6 protein-coding genes are annotated in these 18693 nt (G+C 62.9%); 4 read left to right on the top strand and 2 right to left on the bottom strand.

Annotation, left to right across the window (positions count from 1 at the left end; translation table 11 throughout):
• Position 1: 1 nt before the first annotated feature.
• Positions 2-1792, bottom strand: coding sequence for an acyclic terpene utilization AtuA family protein (locus KJY40_RS20435; RefSeq protein ID WP_230732364.1), 1791 nt, complete (start codon positions 1790-1792; stop codon positions 2-4).
• A 194-nt stretch (positions 1793-1986) separates the two neighbouring features.
• On the opposite strand from KJY40_RS20435, the gene KJY40_RS20430 reads away from it, so the two are divergent.
• The 3 genes from KJY40_RS20430 to KJY40_RS20420 all read left to right on the top strand — a co-directional run bounded on the left by KJY40_RS20430 (position 1987) and on the right by KJY40_RS20420 (position 4600).
• Complete coding sequence (locus KJY40_RS20430; protein ID WP_230732362.1) at positions 1987-2610, top strand: TetR/AcrR family transcriptional regulator; 624 nt, start codon at positions 1987-1989, stop codon at positions 2608-2610.
• Positions 2611-2701: 91 nt separating this feature from the next.
• Positions 2702-3499, top strand: coding sequence for a substrate-binding periplasmic protein (locus KJY40_RS20425; protein ID WP_230732360.1), 798 nt, complete (start codon positions 2702-2704; stop codon positions 3497-3499).
• 87 nt (positions 3500-3586) lie between these two features.
• Positions 3587-4600 (top strand): GNAT family N-acetyltransferase, encoded by a 1014-nt coding sequence (locus KJY40_RS20420; RefSeq protein WP_230732359.1) that lies wholly within the window; start codon positions 3587-3589, stop codon positions 4598-4600.
• A 73-nt stretch (positions 4601-4673) separates the two neighbouring features.
• Here KJY40_RS20420 and KJY40_RS20415 read toward each other — a convergent pair whose 3' ends face one another.
• Positions 4674-5228, bottom strand: coding sequence for an RNA polymerase factor sigma-70 (locus tag KJY40_RS20415; RefSeq protein WP_007955779.1), 555 nt, complete (start codon positions 5226-5228; stop codon positions 4674-4676).
• A 380-nt stretch (positions 5229-5608) separates the two neighbouring features.
• On the opposite strand from KJY40_RS20415, the gene KJY40_RS20410 reads away from it, so the two are divergent.
• A complete protein-coding gene (locus tag KJY40_RS20410) occupies positions 5609-18607 on the top strand; it encodes a non-ribosomal peptide synthetase (RefSeq protein WP_230732357.1) in 12999 nt (4332 codons plus the stop codon).
• The last annotated feature ends 86 nt before the right edge of the window (positions 18608-18693 follow it).

The following is an 18693-nucleotide window of genomic DNA, read 5'->3' as shown; positions in this document are numbered from 1 at the left end:
TCTAGTCGAACTGTTCGGCGATGCTCTGCGGCACCGGGATCTGGATTTCCAGTAGTTGTTGGGCGAAGGCCTTGCCTTGCGGGTCGATGCGCAGGCTCGCCACGCCGCCGCCACCTAGGGCGTTTTCCAGCAGGAAGTTGAGGCTGTGGGTGCCGGGCAGATACCAGCGTTCGACCCGACCGTGAATCGGGTCGAGGACATGGCTCATCCAGTCCACGATCACTGCCGGGGTCAGCGCCTCGGCGATCCACGGCAGGTATTCAGGACGACGTGGCATGACGCCAATGTTGCTGTGATTGCCCTTGTCGCCGGAGCGCGCCACGGCCAGTTTCACCAACGGCACGCTGGCGTCGGCACGGTCTTGAGGTTTGGGCGTTTCATGGGGCAGGGGCAGATCCTGACTGTCGAGGGCGGCGGGCGCGGGCACGGCGAACGGGTGAGATTCGCCGGCGATGTCGATCTGCAAAGTGCAGGCGCTTTTGTCGATCAGGAACGAGAACAGCCGGATCAGCGGATACACCGTTGGCCGTCCGCCGACGATGCCGGTCAGTCCCGGCGCCATGCCGGTGGCGGCCTGGGCGATCTCCCGGGAGAACAGGATCAAGGCTTGTTTGTTCGGGTGGCGCACGGCGAGTTTGATCACCACTTCGCGGCTGTCCCGGCGCTGGCCGTGAGGGCCGTAGGTGGCTTCGCTGCCGAGCAGTTCGACGTGGGTTTCGGTGTAGGGTCCGAGGCCTTTCTGGTCGAGCATTTCCGAGGTTTTGTCGAGGATCGCCTGGCTGACGCGCCGGGCTTTTTCCACGGCATCGATGCCGGCGATCAGGCAACTGGCGGTGCAACGGAAACCGTCCGGATACGTTGCGCTGACTTTGTATTGGTCGCTGGGTGGCAAGCCTTTGGCGCCGTGGACCCGGACGGCGTTTTTGCCTTGTTGCTGGAGTTTGACCTGGCTGAAATCGCAGACCACATCGGGCAACAGGTAGGCCTGAGGGTCACCGATTTCGTAGAGCATCTGTTCGCCGACGGTCAGCGGTGTGACCAGCCCACCGGAGCCTTCGGGTTTGCTGACGATGAACTGGCCGTCGGCGCTGACTTCGACGATCGGGAAACCGATGTGTTCGTAATCCGGTACGTCGCGCCAATCGGTGAAGTTGCCGCCGGTGCACTGCGCACCGCATTCGATGATGTGTCCGGCCAGGGCGGCTTGCGCGAGTTTGTCGTAGTCGTGCCACGACCAGCCGAATTCGTGCACCAGCGCGGCGCTGATCACTGCGCTGTCGACCACCCGGCCGGTAATGACGATGTCGGCGCCCAGACGCAGCGCTTCGACGATGCCCGGCGCACCGAGGTAGGCGTTGGTCGACACGCACATCGGCGGCAGCGGGGCGCCGCTGAACATTTCCGTGATGCCTTGGGAGGCGAGTTGTTTGAAGTGCGGTTGCAGGTCATCGCCCGACAGCACGGCGATTTTCAGCGCTACGCCGGCCTTGTCGCAGGCCGCTTGCAACGCGGCGGCGCAGGCCTTGGGATTGACCCCGCCGGCATTGCTGATGACGCGAATGTTCTGTTCGGCCAGTTGCGGCAGCAGAGGCGTGAGGACTTCGATGAAGTCTCCTGCGAACCCGGCCTGCGGGTCCTTCATGCGCGCGCCGGCCATGATCGACATGGTGATTTCGGCCAGGTAGTCGAAGACCAGATAATCCAGCTGTCCTGCGGCCACAAGCTGCGCGGCGGCGGTCGAGGTGTCTCCCCAGAATGCGCTGGCGCATCCGATGCGAACCGTGGTGGGCATTTTGATCTCCGACTCAGGAACCTGTGACAGAAGTGCATCGAGACTACCAAGCAAGCGCTTGGTTTGTAAACGCCTGGAATTATCTTCTGCCCAAGCGCTTGCTTGGTCTCCGCCGGCGGCTTAAATTGCCCGCGCAACCCCGCCGTTTCTGCGGCGTACGGCGCATTTGACTGATCGACTGTAGGAGAGAACGGGTGGACGAGCAAAAAGCCCTGAGGGTCATGCGTGAACTGGTCGATGCCGGCCAGCTGACCGATCCGGACAGCGCTCGCGGCAAACTGCTGCAAGTGGCGGCCCACCTGTTCCGCAACAAAGGCTACGAGCGCACTACGGTGCGCGATCTGGCCGGTGCCGTGGGGATTCAGTCCGGCAGCATCTTTCATCACTTCAAAAGCAAGGATGAAATCCTGCGGGCGGTGATGGAAGAAACCATCCGCTACAACACCGCGCTGATGCGTGCAGCCCTTGCCGATGCCGCCGATGTGCGTGAACGGGTGCTGGCGCTGATCCGCTGCGAATTGCAGTCGATCATGGGCGGCAGCGGCGAGGCGATGGCGGTGTTGGTGTATGAGTGGCGCTCGCTGTCCGAAGACGGCCAGGTCAAAGTGCTGGCGCTGCGCGACATCTACGAGGACCTCTGGCTGCAAGTGCTGGGCGAGGCCAAAGAGGCGGGGTTCATCCGTGGCGACGTGTTCATTACCCGACGTTTTCTCACGGGCGCATTGTCCTGGACCACCACCTGGTTCCGTGCCGGCGGCAGCCTGAGCCTGGATCAACTGGCCGAAGAAGCGCTGATTCTGGTGCTCGAAGAGCGCTAGGCGCTTTCTATCGGGGCGGGAAACTGGCTAACTGGGCGAAACCGCCTAGCTTGAATGCAATGATCGGTACTTTTTCGGGGAGTGGGGTGTTTTGAAGTCTTCGCCAATTCGGACGGCCGCCGGGCTGATGCTCACAGCGCTGGCTGCATCATGGGTATTGCCTGCTCCGGCGGCGCAAGTGGTTCGGGTGGGCGCGGCGCATTTTCCGCCCTACACCATTCGCCCGGAAAACGGCGCCGACACCGGCCTGTTGCCGGAACTGGTCGCGGCCCTGAACAGCGCCCAGAGCGACTATCGTTTCGAACTGGTGCCCACTTCGATTCCTCGCCGGTTCGGCGATTTCAAGGATGGCCGCACCGACATGGCGATCTTCGAAAACCCGGAGTGGGGCTGGAAAGACATCCCCCACACCACCGTCGACATGGGTCTGGAGGACGCGGAAATTTTCGTCGCGCAGAACAAGCCCGGTCGCCAGCAGAATTACTTCGCCGATCTCAAGGGCAAACGACTGGCGCTGTACAGCGGCTATCACTACGAATTCGCCAATTTCAACGCCGATCCCAAGTACCTCGCCGAAACCTACAGCGCCACGCTGACTTATTCCCACGACAGCAACCTGTTGATGGTCTTGCGCGGGCGCGCAGACATTGCGTTGGTGACTCGCTCGTACCTGTTCGATTACCTGCTGCGCAACGAAAAGGTGCGTGACGAGTTGCTGGTGTCCCAGCGCATCGACCAGATCTACCACCACTACGCGATTCTCAGTCCGAAGGCGCCGATCACCGGCGAAGCCTTCGGCAAGCTGCTGCAAGGCCTGCGCGACAACGGGCAGATGCTGAAGATCTTCGATCCGTACAAGATTGCCGTGGTGCCGGTGCCGCATCAATGACCGGCGGTTTTTCGCGTCCGGCCTAAATTTCCCGCCCCGGCTCACGTCCCATCGTTGAACTGTCGACGATTATCGTGAGCCCGACCCATGTCCAATCTGAATGACCTGACTGCCCTGGCCCTGCCTTCGGGCAGCCAACTGGTAGCCGATGCCACCGAAAGCCGTCTGAGCCTGAGCCTGGACGGGCAACCGCTGATTCGCCTGCGCCTTGATCGTGAAGGTCAGGGACCGATCCAGGTCGATGAACGCTACGCATTGCCCCCGGGCCAGGCGCTGTGGGCGGCCTGTTATTGGTTGTTTGCCCATGATCCGGCGCGACAGCAATTGATCTGGCAACTGGATCAGGCACCAACCGAAGCCTTGCTCAGCGGTTTGCTGGTGGCCACTGAAGTGGCGGGCGAATACCGCTGCGAGCGCACGCTTTTCTGGCAACTGCCGCAACCATGGCTCGGCACCTCGCTGAGCGGCAGCTATCCGCAGCAGATGGTCATCAGTAACGGCAAGCGCCATCCGTTGCGACCGGTCAAACCACGTGGTGAAGTTTATCGGCGTTTCGATGCGCGTCTCGGTGCCTGGATTTCTCTGCGAACGGTGGAGATCGAGCAGGATCTGGCGCGCTTCAATCGTTGGCAGAACAGCCCGCGCGTTGCCAGTTTCTGGCAGGAAGAGGGCAGCCTCGAACAGCATCGCGAATACCTGAGCAAACTCGACGCCGATCCGCACACGCTGAGCCTGATCGGTTGTTTCGATGATCAGCCGTTTGCCTATTTCGAAGCCTACTGGGCCAAGGAAGATCGCATCGCGCCGTTCTACGATGCCGACAATTATGATCGCGGCATTCATATGCTGGTCGGGGAGGAGGACCATCGCGGCCCGCACAAAGTGGCAAGCTGGCTGTCGGCGCTGGTGCACTACCTGTTCCTGGATGATCCGCGTACTCAGCGCGTCGTCGCCGAACCGCGTGCCGACAACGCGAAGATGATCGGCCACATGCACAACCAATGCTTCCACTGCGAAAAGGAATTCGACTTCCCGCACAAGCGCGCGGCGCTGATGATCCTCGGGCGCGAGCGGTTCTTCGACCGGTGCACGCTGGTGTGACATTGCGCTGAAAACAAAAAAGATCGCAGCCCTTCAACGAAGGCTGCGATCTTTTTTTTGGCTATGTTTCAGGTCAGCGGCGGTTCGCGGACACTGCATCGGCGCGGCTGCCGGATACCTTGCGGCAGTGCACCAGTGCATCGCGAATCATGAAGTTGACCAGGGTCGGCGAAACGCCGAGTTCCTTGGCGATGTCCTTCTGCGGCACGCCGTGCAGACGGTACATCTCGAACGCATAGCGGGTGCGAACCGGCAGCTCGGTCAGCGCATCGGCGATGTGTTCCAGGGTCGAGAAGTTGATGTGCGAGGTTTCCGGCGAAGCGCCCTGAATGACCACGTTCAACCCTTCCTCCTCGGGGCCGGCGTACTTCTGCTCCAGCGCCTGTTTGCGGTAGTGATCGATCGCCAGATTGCGCACGATCTGGAACAGATAACTCAGCTGGGCCTTGATCGACGACGTGATCGGCGGTGCCGATTGCAGTCGGAAGAACGCATCCTGCACCACATCTTCGGCGCGTGACCGGCAGCCGGTAATGCGGGCTGCAATCTTGACCAGAATCAGTCGATTGTCGACGAATGCCTGAAGTAGCGGTGAATCGCACCTGCTTGTGGATACTTGTTCCGTCATGGAAATCACCTTGCTGCCAATAGGTTAGTGGGACGCCTGGGGGACGGGGCCGTCCTACACATCGAGCGACAAATTATGTTGAATGATAATGATTGTCAATTGAGAAAGAGAACTAATGATCCATAACAGTGCGATCCGAGAACTGCGACACGCCGCCGCACTTGTCCAAGCGCCCAGCCCCGTTGGCGATCCAGCCTGCCGACTAATTATTTCAAGACGTCATCCGTTCTCATTGGTGAATGGATCCGGGTACGCAGCCCCGGACCTACCGCATTCCAATGCCTTGCACGGTCGGCGAAGACCGTGTCCCGCATGCCTTGCACGGGCATGCCGCAGCCAACCCGATTCCACCAGCAAGCCGAATTCAGGCAGGAAACCTCATGACCGACGCGTTCGAACTCCCCAGCACCCTGGTCCAAGCCCTCCAGCGCCGCGCGGCCCTGACGCCGGATCGGCTGGCCCTGCGCTTTCTCGCCGAAACCGAGGAACAGGCTGTGGTGCTCAGTTATCGCGAACTCGATCAGCGCGCGCGCACCATCGCGGCAGCGTTGCAGACCGAGGCCGGATTAGGTGATCGCGCGGTGTTGCTGTTCCCGAGCGGTCCGGATTACGTCGCGGCATTTTTCGGTTGCCTGTACGCGGGCGTGATCGCGGTGCCGGCCTATCCGCCGGAATCGGCCAAGCGTCACCATCAGGAACGCCTGCTGTCGATCATCGCCGACGCCGAACCGCGTCTGCTGCTGACCAGCGCCGACCTGCGCGACGCCTTGCAGCAAATCGAAGGCGCGCCGCCGCTGTTGTGCGTCGACACACTCGACGCTTCGTTGGCTGAGCGCTGGGTCGAACCGACCTTGCCCCAAGACCACATCGCCTTCCTGCAATACACCTCCGGCTCCACCGCGCTGCCCAAGGGCGTGCAAGTCAGCCACGGCAACCTGGTGGCCAACGAACTGCTGATTCGCCACGGTTTCGGTATCGACGTGAACCCGGACGACGTGATCGTCAGCTGGCTGCCGCTGTACCACGACATGGGCCTGATCGGCGGTCTGTTGCAACCGATCTTCAGCGGTGTGCCGTGCATCCTGATGTCGCCGGCGTACTTCCTCGGCCGGCCGTTGCGCTGGCTCGAAGCGATCAGCCAATACGGCGGCACCATCAGCGGCGGCCCGGACTTCGCCTATCGTCTGTGCAGCGAGCGGGTCAGCGAGTCGGCGCTGGAACGCCTCGACCTGAGCCGCTGGCACGTGGCCTATTCCGGCTCCGAGCCGATCCGTCTCGATACCCTCGAGCGCTTCGCCGAGAAATTCACCGCGTGCGGTTTCAGCGAAAGCAGTTTCATGGCGTCCTACGGTCTGGCTGAAGCGACCCTGTTCGTCGCCGGCACACCGCGCGGCACAGGGATTCCTGCACTGCGCGTGGACGATCAGGCCCTGGCGCAAAACCGCGCCGAGCCGGGCGAGGGCAGCCCGATCATGAGTTGCGGCATCAGCCAGCCCGATCATGCGGTGCTGATCGTCGAGCCGAACACCCTCGAAGAACTGGCCGACAACGCCGTCGGTGAAGTCTGGGCAACCGGCCCGAGCATCGCCCACGGCTACTGGCGCAACCCCGAAGCCAGCGCCAAGACCTTTGTCCAGCACGCCGGCCAGACCTGGCTGCGTACCGGCGACCTGGGCTTCATTCGTGCCGGTGAGCTGTTCATCACCGGTCGTCTGAAAGACATGTTGATCGTGCGCGGTCACAACCTCTATCCGCAGGACCTCGAAAAGACGGTCGAGAACGAAGTGGAGGTGGTTCGCAAGGGCCGCGTCGCCGCGTTCGCGGTCAATCAGAATGGCGAAGAAGGCATCGGCATCGCGGCGGAAATCAGCCGCAGCGTGCAGAAAATCCTCCCGCCTGAAGCGCTGATCAAAGCCATTCGCCAGGCGGTTGCCGAGGCGTATCAGGAAGCACCGAGCGTGGTGGTGTTGCTCAATCCGGGTGCGTTGCCGAAGACCTCCAGCGGCAAGCTGCAACGTTCGGCCTGCCGTAATCGCCTGGCTGATGGCAGCCTCGACAGTTACGCGGTGTTCCCGTCGGCCACCGCTGAAACCAGCGAGTCGACCGCGTCCGCCTCCGAGTTGGAAGCCCTGGTCGGCAAGATCTGGGCCGAGCAACTCAACGTCAAACAGGTCAACGCCGACGATCACTTCTTCCTGCTCGGCGGCAACTCGATTGCCGCGACTCAGGTGATCGCCAAGGTCCGTGAAGAACTGAGCCTGGAGCTGAACCTGCGCCTGCTGTTCGAAGCGCCGACCCTGTCCGCCTTCGCCGCCGCTGTGGCGCAACAGCAACAGGACGGAGGCAGCGCCCAAGGCGAAATCACCGCGTTGTCGCGTACCGAAGCATTGCCGCAATCCCTGGCACAAAACCGTCTGTGGATCACCTGGCAGCTCGACCCGCAGAGCAGCGCCTACAACATTCCCGGCGCCCTGCGCCTGCGTGGCGAACTGGACGAAGACGCACTGCGCGCCAGTTTCCAGCAACTGATCGAACGCCATGAATCCCTGCGTACACGTTTCTTCGAGCGCGACGGTGTGGCGCTGCAACAGGTCGAAGCAGCGGGTGAGTTCAACCTGCAACTGATCGACATCAGCGACCTGCCGGCCGGGGAACGTGAAGCCCGCGCACAACAGATCCGCGAAGACGAAGCCCGCACTCAGTTCGATCTTGAGAAAGGCCCGCTGCTGTGGGTGACGCTGGTTCGCCTCGATGACGAGGATCACCAGTTGCTGGTGACCCTGCACCACATCATCGCCGACGGCTGGTCGCTGAACGTGTTGATCGACGAGTTTTCGCGCCTGTACGCCGCCGCGTCCCAAGGCCAGCGTGCGGAACTCGCGCCGCTGCCAACCCAGTACGCCGACTACGGCAGCTGGCAGCGCCAGTGGCTGGCGCAAGGCGAGGGCGAGCGGCAACTGGCGTACTGGAAAGCGCAGCTGGGTGATGAGCATCCGACCCTTGAGCTGGCGACCGACCATCCGCGTTCTACCAAGCAAAAGCACAGCGCCGCCCGCCACAGTGTTCGCCTGGGAATCAGCCTCAGCGACGCCATTCGCCAGACGGCCCAGGCCTATCAATCCACGCCATTCATGCTGCTGCTCTCGGCGTTCCAGAGCTTGCTGCATCGCTACAGCGGTCAGCGCGACATCCGCATCGGCGTACCCAACGCCAACCGTCCGCGTCTGGAAACCCAGGGCCTGATCGGCTTCTTCATCAACACCCAGGTGCTGCGCGCCGACGTCGATTCGCGTCTGCCGTTCACTGAACTGCTGGCGCAAACCCGTCAGGCTGCACTCGGTGCTCAGGCGAATCAGGACCTGCCGTTCGAACAACTGCTCGAAGCCTTCCCGCAGGCCCGCGAACAAGGTTTGTTCCAGGTCATGTTCAACCATCAGCAACGCGATTTGAGCGCGCTCAAGCGTCTGCCGGGCCTGCTTGCTGAGGAACTGCCGTGGCACAGCCGCGAGGCCAAGTTCGATCTGCAACTGCACAGTGAAGAAGACCGCAACGGTCGCCTGACGCTGTCCTTCGACTACGCCGATGAACTGTTCGACGCCTCGACCATCGAACACCTCGCCGAACATTTCAGCAACCTGCTGCGTGCTGTCTGCGAACGTCCGGAACAATCCATCGGTGACCTGCCGCTGCTGACCGCCACCGAACACACTCAGCAAAACGCGTGGAGCGTCGCCCCATGCACGCCGGCTCAGCAATGGCTGCCGGAACTGCTGAATGAACAGGCCCGTCAGACCCCTGATCGCACCGCCCTGATATGGGACGGCGGCAGCCTCGACTTCGCCGAACTGCACGCCCAGGCCAACCGCCTCGCCCATTACCTGCGCGACAAAGGCGTCGGCCCGGACGTGTGCGTGGCCATCGCCGCCGAGCGTTCGCCGCAACTGCTGATCGGTCTGCTGGCGATCATCAAGGCCGGCGGCGCCTACGTGCCGCTGGACCCGGATTACCCGGCCGATCGTCTGGCCTACATGCTCAGCGACAGCGGCGTCGAACTGCTGCTGACCCAGACTGCATTGCTCGACCGCTTGCCGGCCAGCGACGGCGTCAGCGTGATCGCCATGGACACCCTGCACCTGGAAAACTGGCCGAGCCAGGCACCGGGTCTGCACCTGCACGGCGACAACCTCGCCTACGTGATTTACACCTCCGGCTCCACCGGCCAGCCGAAAGGCGTGGGCAACACCCACGCGGCGTTGGCCGAACGTCTGCAATGGATGCAGAACACCTATCGCCTGAACGACACCGACGTGCTGATGCAAAAGGCGCCGATCAGTTTCGACGTGTCGGTGTGGGAATGCTTCTGGCCGCTGATCACCGGCGCGCGTCTGCTGATCGCCGGCCCGGGTGAACACCGCGATCCGCATCGCATCGCGCAGCTTGTTCAAGAATATGGCGTGACCACGCTGCACTTCGTGCCGCCGCTGCTTTCGCTGTTTATCGACGAGCCTTTGAGCGCCGAATGCACCAGCCTGCGTCGTGTGTTCTCCGGCGGTGAAGCGCTGCCGGCGGAACTGCGCAACCGCGTGCTGGCGCAACTGCCGGCGGTGCAGTTGCACAACCGTTATGGCCCGACCGAAACCGCGATCAACGTCACTCACTGGCATTGCAGCGTGGCGGATGGCGAGCGTTCGCCGATTGGCCGTCCGCTGGGCAACGTGGTCTGCCGCGTGCTCGACAGCGATCTCAATCCTGTGCCTGCCGGTGTGCCGGGTGAGCTGTGCATCAGCGGCATTGGTCTGGCTCGTGGTTATCTCGGTCGCCCGGCACTGACCGCCGAACGTTTCGTGGTCGATCCGCTGGGCGAGCAGGGCGCGCGTCTGTACAGAACCGGTGACCGCGCACGCTGGACGAATGATGGCGTGATCGAATACCTCGGCCGTCTCGATCAGCAGGTCAAACTGCGCGGCTTCCGCGTCGAGCCGGAAGAAATCGAAGCGCGTCTGCTGGCTCAGGATGGCGTCGCTCAGGCTGCCGTGCTGGTGCGTGAAACCGTCGCCGGCCCGCAACTGATCGGCTACTTCACCGCCACTGATGCCGGTGAAGTTCAGGGCGGGCAAATCGCTCGCCTGAAAACCGCACTGGCTGCCGAGCTGCCGGAATACATGGTCCCGGCGCAACTGATGCGCCTGGACGCAATGCCCCTGAGCCCGAGCGGCAAGCTCGACCGCCGCGCCTTGCCCGAACCGCAATGGCAGGTGCGCGAACACGTCGAGCCGGTCACCGAGCTGGAGCAGCAGATCGCCGCGATCTGGCGCCAAGTGCTGGGTCTGAAACAGGTCGGCCTGCGCGACGACTTCTTCGCCCTCGGCGGTCACTCGCTGCTGGCCACGCAAATCATCTCCCGCACCCGCCAGGCCTGCGACGTCGAGCTGCCGCTGCGCGCCTTGTTCGAGCACAGCGAACTGGGTGATTTCGCTGAGCAGATCCGCCAGATTCAGGCCAGCGGTCGCACCAACAAACAGCCGCCGATCGACAAGGTTGATCGCAGCAAACCGGTGCCGCTGTCCTATTCCCAGCAGCGCATGTGGTTCCTCTGGCAGATGGAGCCGGACAGCCCGGCGTACAACGTCGGCGGCATGGCGCGCCTGCGGGGCGTGCTTGATGTCGGGCGTTTCGAAGCGGCGCTGCAAGCGCTGATCCTGCGCCACGAAACCCTGCGCACCACGTTCCCGAGCATCGATGGCGTCGCCCGTCAGCAAGTGCATGCCGAGACCGGCGTGCGCATGGACTGGAAGGATTTCTCGAAGCTCGCCGCCGATGTGCGCGAGCAGAAAGTCCAGCAACTGGCCGACGACGAAGCGCACCTGCCGTTCGATCTGGAAACCGGCCCGCTGCTGCGCGCCTGCCTGGTCAAGACCGCCGAGCAGGAGCATTACTTCATCCTGACCCTGCACCACATCGTTACCGAAGGCTGGGCGATGGACATCTTCGCCCGTGAACTCAGCGCGCTGTACGAAGCGTTTGTCGATGACCGCGAATCGCCGCTGGAACCGCTGCCGGTGCAGTATCTCGACTACAGCGTGTGGCAGCGCAACTGGCTGGAATCCGGCGAGCGTCAGCGTCAGCTCGACTACTGGACCGCGCAACTGGGCCGCGAACATCCGCTGCTGGAATTGCCGGGCGACCGTCCGCGTCCGCCGGTGCAGAGTCACCAGGGCGAGCTGTTCCGTTTCGACCTCAGCGATGATCTCGCCGCACGGGTTCGGGCGTTCAATGCGCAGAACGGTCTGACCCTGTTCATGACCATGACCGCCGCCCTTGCGACCTTGCTTTACCGCTACAGCGGCCAGACCGATCTGCGCATCGGCGCGCCGGTGGCCAACCGTATCCGCCCGGAAAGCGAAGGCCTGATCGGTGCGTTCCTCAACACCCAGGTGCTGCGTTGCCAGGTCGACGGCCAGATGTCGGTCGGCGAATTGTTCGAGCAAGTGCGTCACACCGTGATCGAAGGCCAGTCCCATCAGGATCTGCCGTTCGATCATCTGGTTGAAGCTTTGCAACCACCGCGCAGCGCCGCGTACAACCCGCTGTTCCAGGTGATGTGCAACGTGCAGCGCTGGGAATTCCAGCAGAGCCGCATGCTCGCCGGCATGACTGTCGAGTACCTGGCCAACGATGCACGGGCGACCAAGTTCGACCTCAACCTGGAAGTCACCGACCTCGACCATCGCCTCGGTTGCTGCCTGACTTACAGCACTGACTTGTTCGACGAGCCGACCATTGCGCGCATGGCCAAGCACTGGCGCAACCTGCTGGAAGCATTGATCGCCAACCCGCAACAACGCCTCAGCGAACTGCCGCTGCTCGACGCACCTGAACAACAGCAATTGCTCGACAGCCTTGGGGTCGAGCCGGGTGAGCGTCGTCTCGACCAGTGCATCCATCACCTGTTCGCCGAGCAGGCGCTGGCGCGCAAAGATGCGCCAGCCCTGACCTTCGCCGGGCAGACCCTGAGCTACGCCGAGCTCGATGCCCGCGCCAACCGTCTGGCCTGGGCCCTGCGTGAACGCGGTGTCGGCCCGCAAGTGCGGGTCGGCCTGGCGCTGGAGCGTTCGCTGGACATGGTCGTCGGCCTGATGGCGATCCTCAAGGCCGGCGGCGCCTATGTGCCGCTGGACCCGGAATACCCGCTCGACCGTCTGCATTACATGATCGAAGACAGCGGCGTCGGCCTGCTGCTCAGCGACCGCGCGATGTTCAAGGCCCTCGGCGAACTGCCGTCGAACGTGGCGCGCTGGTGCCTGGAAGACGACAGAGCCGTGCTGGCCGATTACCCGGCCACCGAGCTGCCCTTTATCAGCCTGCCGCAGCATCAGGCGTATCTGATTTACACCTCGGGCTCCACCGGCAAGCCGAAAGGCGTGGTGGTGTCCCACGGTGAAATCGCCATGCATTGCCAGGCTGTGATCGAACGCTTCGGCATGCGTCCGGACGACTGCGAACTGCACTTCTATTCGATCAACTTCGACGCCGCCACCGAGCGTCTGCTGGTGCCGCTGCTCAGCGGTGCGCAGGTGGTACTGCGTGCGCAGGGTCAGTGGGATGCGGAAGAAATCTGCGGCCTGATCCGCGAACATCGGATCAATATTCTCGGTTTCACCCCGAGCTACGGCAGCCAGTTGGCGCAGTTCCTTGCGACGCAAAACGACATCCTGCCGGTGCGCATGATCATCACTGGCGGCGAAGCGCTGACCGGCGAACACCTGCAACGAATTCGCGCGGCGTTCAAACCGAGCCTGTTCTTCAATGCCTACGGCCCGACCGAAACCGTGGTCATGCCGCTGGCCAGTCTGGCGCCGGAAGTGCTGGAAGAGGGCGCCGGCAGTGTGCCGATCGGCAGCGTGATCGGTGATCGCGTGGCCTACATTCTCGACGCCGATCTGGCGCTGGTGCCACAAGGCGCGACCGGTGAATTGTTCGTCGGTGGCGCCGGTCTGGCGGTGGGGTATCACGAGCGTGCGGGCATCACTGCCGAACGTTTCGTCGCCGACCCGTTTGCCGCCGATGGCGGGCGCATGTACCGCACCGGCGACCTGGTGCGCCAGCGTGCCGATGGTCTGGTGGAATACCTCGGGCGGATCGACCATCAGGTGAAGATCCGTGGTTTCCGGATCGAGCTGGGCGAGATCGAAACCCGCCTGCTCGATCACGATTCGATCCGCGAAGCGGTGGTGCTGGCGCTGGATGCGCCGAGCGGCAAGCAACTGGTCGGCTATCTTGTGACCGAGGTCGCTTCGCGCGGCGAAGCCGAGCAGGCCGAACTGCGCGAAGCCCTGAAGGCGCACCTGAAAACACAATTGCCGGACTACATGGTGCCGACCCATCTGATTCTGCTGGAGAGCATGCCGCTGACCGCCAACGGCAAGCTCGATCGCCGCGCGTTGCCGGCGCCGGATCCGGAGCTCAATCGTCAGGATTACGTGGCGCCAAGCAACGAGCTTGAGCAAAACCTGGCGCAGATCTGGTGCGAAGTGCTCAACGTCGAGCAGGTGGGTCTGAACGACAACTTCTTCGAACTGGGCGGCGACTCGATCCTGTCGATTCAAGTGGTCAGCCGGGCGCGCCAGCAGGGTATTCACTTCAGCCCCCGTGATCTGTTCCAACACCAGACCGTGCAGACCCTGGCCGCTGTCGCCAGCCACAGTGAAACCGTGACCGCCGAGCAAGGTTTGGTGACGGGCGAGTCGCGTCTGACCCCGATCCAGCACTGGTTCTTCGACACCGAGATTCCCGAGCGTCAGCACTGGAACCAGGCATTGCTGCTGGAGCCTACCGTGGCGCTGGAACCGCATCGTCTGGAGCAAGCGCTGTTGGCGGTAATCGAGCAGCATGACGCCCTGCGTCTGCGCTTCAGCGAGGCCAACGGCGCATGGCAGGCAACCCATCAACCGGTCACCGATGCCGCCGTGCTGTGGCAAGTCCGCGTACCGTCGATGGACAAGTGTGCTGCACTGTTTGCTGATGCCCAGCGCAGTCTCGACCTTGCCCAAGGCCCGTTGCTGCGTGCGGTGCTGGTGGATGGGCCGGACGGCCAGCAACGGCTGTTCATCGCCATCCATCACCTAGTAGTCGACGGTGTGTCGTGGCGCGTTCTGCTCGACGATCTGCAAACCGTATATCGCCAGCTCGACGCCGATCAGTCGGTGAAACTGCCGGCGAAAACCAGCGCTTTCAAGGACTGGGCGGCGCGTTTGCAGGCTTACGCCGGCAGCGAATCACTGCGTGAAGAACTGAGCTGGTGGCAAGCGCAACTGGCCGGTCCGACTGCCGATTTGCCGTGCGAACGTCCTGAGGGCGGTCGCGAGAATCGCCATGCGCAAACCGTCAGCGTGCGTCTGGATGCCGAGCGCACCAGGCAACTGTTGCAACAGGCACCGAGCGCTTACCGCACGCAGGTCAACGACCTGTTGCTGACCGCATTGGCCCGCGTGCTGTGCCGCTGGAGTGGTCAGCCCTCGGCGCTGATTCAACTGGAAGGCCACGGCCGCGAAACCCTGTTCGACGAGATCGACCTGACCCGCACCGTCGGCTGGTTCACCAGCGCCTATCCGCTGCGCCTGACCCCGCACAACATCGAAGAAGCCGCGGGGCAGGGTGCTTCGATCAAGGCGATCAAGGAACAGCTGCGCGCCGTTCCGCACAAAGGCCTGGGTTATGGCGTGCTGCGTTATCTCGCCGATGACGCCAGCCGCGCAAGCATGGCGGCATTGCCGAACGCGCCGATCACCTTCAACTACCTCGGCCAGTTCGACCAGAGTTTCGGCAGCGATGCGCTGTTCCGTCCGCTGGATGAATCGGTCGGTGCTGCCCACGATCCGCATGCACCGTTGCCGAACGAGTTGAGCGTCGACAGTCAGGTGTACGGCGGGGAACTGCTGCTGCGCTGGACCTTCAGCGCCGAACGCTACGACGCGCAGACCATCAACGAGCTGGCCGATGCTTATCTCGGCGAGTTGCAGAGCCTGATCGAACATTGCCTGCAGGACGAGGCCGGCGGCCTGACGCCGTCGGACTTCCCGCTGGCGAAACTGACCCAGGCGCAACTTGATGCACTGCCAGTGCCGGCGGCGCACATCGAAGACGTGTACCCGCTGACGCCGATGCAGGAAGGCATGCTGTTGCACACCTTGCTCGAACCGGGCACCGGTCTGTACTACATGCAGGATCGCTATCGCATCAACAGTGAACTCGACCCCGAGCGTTTCGCCCAGGCGTGGCAAGCGGTGGTCGCCCGTCATGAAGCGCTGCGTGCGTCGTTCTGCTGGAACGTCGGCGAAGACATGCTGCAAGTGATCCATACACCGGGTCGCACGCCGATCGAATACCTGGACTGGAGCGCCATCGCTGACGCCGAGCAGGAACCGAAGCTGCAAGCGCTGCTCAAGGCTGAGCGCGAGGCCGGTTTCGATCTGCTCAATCAGGCACCGTTCCACCTGCGCCTGATCAAGGTCGGCGCGGCGCGCTACTGGTTCATGATGAGCAACCACCACATCCTGATCGATGCCTGGTGCCGTTCGCTGCTGATGAACGATTTCTTCGAGATCTACACCGCCCTCGGCGAAGGTCGCGAAGCGCAACTGGCAGTGCCGCCGCGCTACCGCGATTACATCGGCTGGCTGCAACGTCAGAGCCTGGCCGAGGCGCGCCAGTGGTGGCAGCAGAACCTGCAAGGGTTCGAGCGCACCACGCCGATCCCGAGCGACCGTCCGTTCCTGCGTGAACATGCCGGCGAAAGCGGCGGCATGATCGTCGGCGACCGCTACACCCGACTGAATGTCGAGGACGGCGCCCGTCTGCGTGAGTTGGCCCAGGCCCATCAACTGACCATCAACACCTTCGCCCAGGCAGCGTGGGCACTGGTGCTGCGCCGCATGAGCGGTGATCGCGACGTGCTGTTCGGTGTGACCGTGGCCGGGCGCCCGGTGGAGATGCCGGAGATGCAGCGCACTGTCGGTCTGTTCATCAACAGCATCGCGCTGCGGGTGCAGATCCCGGCGGACGATCAGCGCGCCAGTGTGCGTCAGTGGCTGAGCGGTCTGCTCGACAGCAACATGCAACTGCGCGAGTACGAATACCTGCCGCTGGTGAACATCCAGGAACAGAGCGAACTGCCGAAAGGCCAGCCGCTGTTCGACAGTCTGTTCGTGTTCGAAAACGCCCCGGTGGAAGTCTCGGTACTGGACCGTGCGCAGAGCCTCAACGCGACCTCGGATTCGGGCCGTACCCATACCAACTTCCCGCTGACGGCGGTTTGCTATCCGGGCGATGACCTCGGTCTGCATCTGTCTTACGACCAGCGTTACTTCGACGAGTCGACCATCGAGCGCATGCTCGGCGAGTTCAAGCGTCTGCTGCTGGCGCTGGTCGACGGCTTCCATGGCGACATGGCCGACCTGCCGCTGCTTGGCCAAGAGGAACAGGACTTCCTGCTTCACGGCTGCAACCAGAGTGAGCACGACTATCCGCTGGAGCAGAGCTACGTCGAGCTGTTCGAAGCCCAGGTCGCGCAACATCCGCAACGCACTGCCGCCAGTTGCCTCGATCAGCAACTGAGCTACGCCGAGCTGAACCAGAACGCCAACCGTCTCGGCCATGCACTGGTCGCGGCCGGGGTGCAGATGGATCAACCGGTGGCGCTGCTGGGAGAACGGAATCTGGATCTGCTGGGCATGATCATCGGCAGCTTCAAGGCCGGTGCCGGTTACCTGCCACTGGATCCGGGCCTGCCGAGTCAGCGTCTGCAACGCATCATCGAGCTCAGCCGCACGCCGGTGCTGGTATGCACCGAGGCTTGCCGTGAACAGGCGACGACCTTGCTGGACGAATTCAGCTGCGCCAACCGTCCACGCTTGCTGGTGTGGGAAGAGGTTCAGGCCGGCGCGGTGTCGTCGGCGAATCCGGGGATCTTCAGCGGCCCGGACAATCTGGCCTACGTGATCTACACCTCGGGTTCCACCGGGTTGCCGAAAGGCGTGATGGTCGAGCAGCGCGGCATGCTCAACAACCAGTTGAGCAAAGTGCCGTACCTGAACCTGAGCGACGCCGATGTGATCGCCCAGACCGCTTCGCAAAGCTTCGACATTTCGGTCTGGCAATTCCTCGCCGCGCCACTGTTCGGGGCACGGGTGGACATCGTGCCGAACACCATCGCCCACGATCCGCAAGGTTTGCTGGTGCATGTGCAACAGCAGGGCATCACCGTGCTGGAGAGCGTGCCGTCGCTGATCCAGGGCATGCTCGCTTCCGATCGCCTTAGCCTCGACGGGCTGCGCTGGATGCTGCCGACCGGTGAAGCAATGCCGCCGGAACTGGCGCACCAATGGCTGCTGCGTTATCCGCAGATCGGTCTGGTCAACGCCTATGGCCCGGCGGAATGCTCGGACGACGTGGCATTCTTCCGCGTCGATATGGCCTCGACTCGCGGCAGTTACCTGCCGATCGGTACGCCGACCGACAACAACTTGCTGTACCTGCTCGATGGCGCGCTGGATCTGGTGCCGTTGGGTGCGGTAGGTGAGTTGTGCGTGGCGGGCACCGGAGTCGGTCGCGGTTATGTCAGCGATCCGCTGCGCACCGCGCCGGTGTTCGTGCCGAATCCGTTCGGTGCGCCGGGCGAGCGTCTGTATCGCACCGGTGACCTGGCGCGCCGCCGCAGTGACGGTGTGTTGGAATACGTCGGTCGGGTCGACCATCAGGTGAAGATTCGCGGTTACCGGATCGAGCTGGGTGAAATCGAGGCGCGTCTGCATGAGCAACCGGAAGTCCGAGACGGGGCGGTCGGCGTGCAGGAAGGCGTCAACGGCAAGCATCTGGTCGGCTACCTGGTGGCCGCAGATTCTGCACTGAACCAAAGCGAACGCCTGGAACGGATCAAGCAGCGCCTGCGCGCCGAACTGCCGGAATACATGGTGCCGCTGCACTGGTTGTGGCTCGACCGGTTGCCGCTCAACGCCAACGGCAAACTCGACCGCAAGGCCCTGCCGGCGCTGGAGATCGGCCAGTTGCAGAGCCAGGATTACCTGGCGCCGCGCAGCGAACTGGAACAGACCCTGGCCGATATCTGGGCCGAGGTGCTGAAGGTCGAGAAGGTCGGGGTACGCGACAACTTCTTCGAACTCGGCGGCCACTCGCTGCTCGCCACGCAAATCGCCTCGCGGGTGCAGAAAGCCCTGCAACGGGACGTGCCGCTGCGAGCGATGTTCGAGTGCAGCACGGTGGAGGAACTGGCCGGGTACATCGAAGGACTGGCAGCCAGCGACATTACCGAGGAGAAGGTTGATCGTCTCAATGATCTGATGGCTGAGCTGGAAGGGCTGTAAAACACAGCCTGCGACAACGGCTACAGAAAACGTGTTTTTCTCTGTAGCCGTTGTCGCAGGTCGGGCTTTGTAATCCTTTCATATCA

The sequence above is a fragment of the Pseudomonas fitomaticsae genome (genome assembly GCF_021018765.1).
GTDB lineage: Bacteria > Pseudomonadota > Gammaproteobacteria > Pseudomonadales > Pseudomonadaceae > Aquipseudomonas > Aquipseudomonas fitomaticsae.
The sequence above is the reverse complement of the archived record's forward strand: the minus strand, read 5'-3'. Positions and strand labels throughout refer to the sequence as shown.